This is a genomic window from Gilliamella sp. Lep-s35 (genome assembly GCF_009795845.1).
GTDB lineage: Bacteria > Pseudomonadota > Gammaproteobacteria > Enterobacterales > Orbaceae > Gilliamella.
In genome coordinates this window covers 1-4304 of the sequence record NZ_WTEX01000050.1, presented here as the reverse complement: position 1 = coordinate 4304, position 4304 = coordinate 1, and the positions used below count along the sequence as shown (strand labels likewise).

The following is a 4304-nucleotide window of genomic DNA, read 5'->3' as shown; positions in this document are numbered from 1 at the left end:
TGAAATAATATAAATCAAGAGCTAGGTTATAATACAATAGATCCTAGTATTACGACAGTAATACAGGAACTTATATAAGCCAAGACCCCATAAAACTGGCAGGTAATAACCCGAATTTTTATGCGTATACGTTTGATTCGAATACGATGGTTGATGTGTTCGGGTTGGATATCTTTAGTGTTATTGATTGGACGGCTCCTGATCCTAGTAAAGGAGGAACAGGGTATACTTACAAAATTTTCCAACAAGATGTAAATTGGGATTTAATTGATTCTAAAGGTAGAACTAATTTAGATAGAGCTTTAGGGGGACTAGCTCCTATAGGAGCAGATGGCAAATCTATAAATTTGCATCATTCCAAACAACAAGCACATGGCCCTCTATTTGAATTGTCAGCTACTCCACATCAGCAATATGGACATACAAATGCTTTACATCCATATAGAGTAACCCCTAATCCTGATGGGACTAAGTTTAATCCGTATGATCCAGTTGATAGAAAAGCCTTTGATGTTGATAGAAAACAATATTGGAAAGATAGAGCTAATGCTGAAATAGAAACAAGAAAATTAAAAATAGAATGTAAATAATATGTTAAAACAAAATATTAAAAACTATTTAGATGAAGAATATGGTACTGTTCTTCCGGATTACCAAGAAAAATTTAAAAATGCTTTATTAAAATACCACATTAATCCCAATAGTGCATTTTTTGAATTTGTATCGAAATATAGTGATGAATATTATGGTAAATATGGTTTACTATATGATATAGCAGCAGATTTAAGTACAGATGATAATGTCACACAGATATTGCATGAAAAAGAACAAGTTCCTTTAAAGTATATTTCATTAATTAACTTAGAGACAGAAGATTATTTATTATATAATAAAGAAAATGAGCATGTTGTACTCATAGAGGGTGGAAATATTGATAAACTAAAAAATAATAATTTTGATAAAGAATGGAATAGTTTTAATGAATTTTTAGAAGATTTCTTTGAATTAAATTGATAATAAAAAGCCAACCATTCAGGTTGGTTTTTTATTATGAAGATGAATTCAGGCAACTAGGGCAGTATGAGGATGTAGAAACAGGGCTTTATTATAATCGGTTTCGATATTATAATCCTGAAACCGGCTTATATATTAGCCAAGATCCCATAAAACTGGCAGGTAACAACCCGAATTTTTATGCGTATGTGCATGATAGTAATGCTTGGGTGGATCCGTTTGGGTTGGATTTAGTAGACGGAACGCCATTGCTAGATAATACTAAATTATTTAGAATTGGAGGAAGTGGTGTAGATAATTTGAAATTAAAATCCGGTGAAATAAAATTAGATCCCCCTGGAATTTCTGTAATAAGAGCTAATTCAGCAGAAGAAGCCGCTAAAATTATGAGAGATGCTTTTCCTGACGCAAAGAAGTTCTCAAAATTACATGAAATTCTAAATTCTGGAAAAATAGGTGAAATAGATGCAAAAAGTATAAGAGACGCGGGATTTGATGTAATTCATAATCCCACAAAAGGTATAGGTGATGCGCATGCTAGATTAATACATCCGGATGGAGCAGATGGATTTAGTAATAATAATTTGAAAAAATTATCGGATAACTTTAAATGCCCTAAATAGTATGGAACAAAATATCAAAGATTATATTATTTCTAAGAGAAATAACAAAATTCTAGGATTTATTGAAGTTTATAAAGATCCAAAAATACCATTTTTATATTCAGGAAAAATAATTCAAAATAATTTTCCTAAAGAACTTGTTCTTATGTTAGATGAATATGTAAATGCTGTTAATGACTTAACTTTTTCTATTTTGGATGAAATTGAAGAAGAAATAAGTAAGTATAATTTATATTTAGATAATAGAAACATAAAAATTTTCTTACCTCACATAGATGAAGAAAATCAAGAAATATCTTTTTATACTAAATACCCATCTTCTAGTGGATTTCTTGACAATAGCCCTCTTAATTAATGATTCAGTATAAATAATAATAAAATAACAAGTCAACCTAAAAAAGTTGGCTTGTTATTTCAGGCAATTAGGGCAGTATGAGGATGTAGAAACAGGGCTTTATTATAATCGGTTTAGGTATTATAATCCTGAAACCGGCTTATATATTAGCCAAGATCCCATAAAACTGGCAGGTAATAACCCGAATTTTTATGCGTATGTGCATGATTCGAATACGATGGTTGATGTGTTCGGGCTTAGAGAGTGTAGCGTAAAGAATGTAAAAAAAGCGGGTACTGAAATTGCTCCTTATTGGCCTTCTAATAATGGTGCTCTAGGAAAATGGAAATCAAAGTTTCTAATGCCTGGCGATCTTATAGATAGATTTGGAAGTGAATATGGAAAATATTTATCACCAATAGGAGTACCTATGAATATGAGAGCCCTTCCTCCAAGTAGTAATAAATCTGCATACAATGTTTATCGTGTGATAAAGCCTTTTGAAGTAAAAGAATCTATTATAGCTCCAGCGTTTAATCAAATAGGTTTAGGAACTCAATATTTATCTCCAGTAAGTGTTAAGACGTTATTAAAAAAAGGTATAATAGAAATCGTTAAAATATGAAAATAAATGAATTAAAATTGAAATTAAACGATCTTAAAATCCTAGAAGATCGTTATTCTTTAAATGGAGAATTATTACCTGATAGAATAATCTTATGTATTAATTATAATAAATATGAAGTTTTTTATTTGGATGAAAGAGGTAATAAAAATGAATTTAAGGTTTTTTATAGTGAAGAAGAAGCATGTGATTATTTATTTAAACTATTCAAAGAACAAAAATTAGATCAAAAAAAATATGGGATAAATATCTGATTAAAATGATCAACAAAAAAAACAATTGATCATTGCTTTGTAATAAATAGTATAAATTCAAAAACAGGCACTCTGTGCCATTCAGGCAACTGGGGCAGTATGAGGATGTTGAAACGGGGCTTTATTATAATCGTTTCCGATATTATAATCCTGAAACCGGCTTATATATTAGCCAAGATCCCATAAAACTGGCGGGTAACAATCCGAATTTTTATGCGTATGTGCATGATAGTAATGCTTGGGTGGATCCGTTTGGGTTAAGTCCTAACCCCGTTGATAGATTTCCGTCTTGGATGCAGACAAAACAAGGGTATCAAAGACATCACATAATACCGTATAGTTTACGTAATCACTCACTATTCCAAAAATCAGGATTGGATATTAATAGCGCTACAAATATGAAGTATCTACCAGTAACTAAAGGAATAGACCCTAATCCAAATAAATCTTTACACAAAGGATATAATTCCGAACACGCAGATTATAATGATATAATCGCTAAAAGACTTGATGCTCTTGAAAGGGTTGCTACAAGAGAAAAATGGAGTCAAACGAGGATACAAACAGAGATTCACAATTTACAACACCGCACAAGAACCGAGTTAAATTCAGGTAAATTAAAATGTCATTAGATTATGTTATATGAATTAAGAACAAGTATTTTAAATGAGTTTGCTATTGTTGATTTGTCGAGCATTAAAGAAAAATATTATGAGAAATATTATAATTATTTCATTGAAGGGTTTAATGATAGAAGGTTTCTTGAACATAAAAAACTCGTTTTCACAGCTCAACAAGGATATAACAGTAATAATATAGTGAAGATTGATTATTTAAAATGTTCTTCGCCTGTTCCTATTTTTTCTCAACGATTTGTTAAAACATTGCACAACAAGTTAAGTCAGGATATAGAGTTTATTCCCTGTAAAGTCATCTGTAATAATATTATATATGATTTTTATGTAGGTAGAATTTTAAATTTTATACAATTAATAGACAAAGAAAAATCAGAATATTATGAGTTGTCAGAGGGCGAAAAAATTATAGATATTCCTGTTTATAGTAGTTCAGTTAATATGGACTTTTATATAGCTCGTGATAGCGAGGAAAAAAACCTATATGCAATTACTGATAAAATGAAAGAGATGCTAACAGAATATAATTTCAATATCATACTAAAAGAAGTTTAAGACTCTAACGCTTTCTTCGAAGCGGTTTTTTAAATTACGTTCCGTTCCAAAAGCAAAATAAAAAAGGGAAAAAATTTTGCAACCCACAAGGGGAATGGATTCGCTTTGAATACGACGCATTGGGAAGAAGAACAGCGAAAATTGTCCACACCAAGATTTATCGCTATCTTTGGGATGGTAATGTTTTATTGCATGAATGGCATTATCAGCATGCACGGCGTCCTAAGGCCATTACTGACGAGCTGGGAATGCTTATGTTGGACC

At 30.9% G+C, this 4304-nt stretch carries 7 protein-coding genes and 1 pseudogene; all 8 read left to right on the top strand.

From position 1 onward, the window contains the following. The first annotated feature begins 146 nt into the window (after positions 1-146). Positions 147-590 (top strand): HNH/ENDO VII family nuclease, encoded by a 444-nt coding sequence (locus tag GQ590_RS12405; RefSeq protein ID WP_202112994.1) that lies wholly within the window; start codon positions 147-149, stop codon positions 588-590. Between the two features lies 1 nt (position 591). Further along, the gene (locus GQ590_RS11670; RefSeq protein WP_160409197.1) at positions 592-1014 is read left to right on the top strand and encodes a hypothetical protein; all 423 of its coding nucleotides are present in this window, start codon (positions 592-594) and stop codon (positions 1012-1014) included. 47 nt (positions 1015-1061) lie between these two features. Further along, positions 1062-1241 (top strand): annotated as a pseudogene (locus GQ590_RS12960) (RHS repeat-associated core domain-containing protein); the annotation flags it as partial. 397 nt (positions 1242-1638) lie between these two features. Further along, positions 1639-1992 (top strand): hypothetical protein, encoded by a 354-nt coding sequence (locus GQ590_RS11660; protein WP_160409199.1) that lies wholly within the window; start codon positions 1639-1641, stop codon positions 1990-1992. 46 nt (positions 1993-2038) lie between these two features. Then, positions 2039-2596 (top strand): glycohydrolase toxin TNT-related protein, encoded by a 558-nt coding sequence (locus GQ590_RS11655; RefSeq protein ID WP_160409202.1) that lies wholly within the window; start codon positions 2039-2041, stop codon positions 2594-2596. After that, complete coding sequence (locus GQ590_RS11650; protein ID WP_160409203.1) at positions 2593-2850, top strand: hypothetical protein; 258 nt, start codon at positions 2593-2595, stop codon at positions 2848-2850. The genes GQ590_RS11655 and GQ590_RS11650 overlap by 4 nt, the downstream gene beginning before the upstream one ends. 74 nt (positions 2851-2924) lie before the next feature. Next, positions 2925-3482, top strand: coding sequence for an RHS repeat-associated core domain-containing protein (locus GQ590_RS12955; protein ID WP_160409205.1), 558 nt, complete (start codon positions 2925-2927; stop codon positions 3480-3482). Between the two features lie 3 nt (positions 3483-3485). After that, complete coding sequence (locus GQ590_RS11640; RefSeq protein ID WP_160409207.1) at positions 3486-4040, top strand: hypothetical protein; 555 nt, start codon at positions 3486-3488, stop codon at positions 4038-4040. Positions 4041-4304 lie beyond the last annotated feature (264 nt).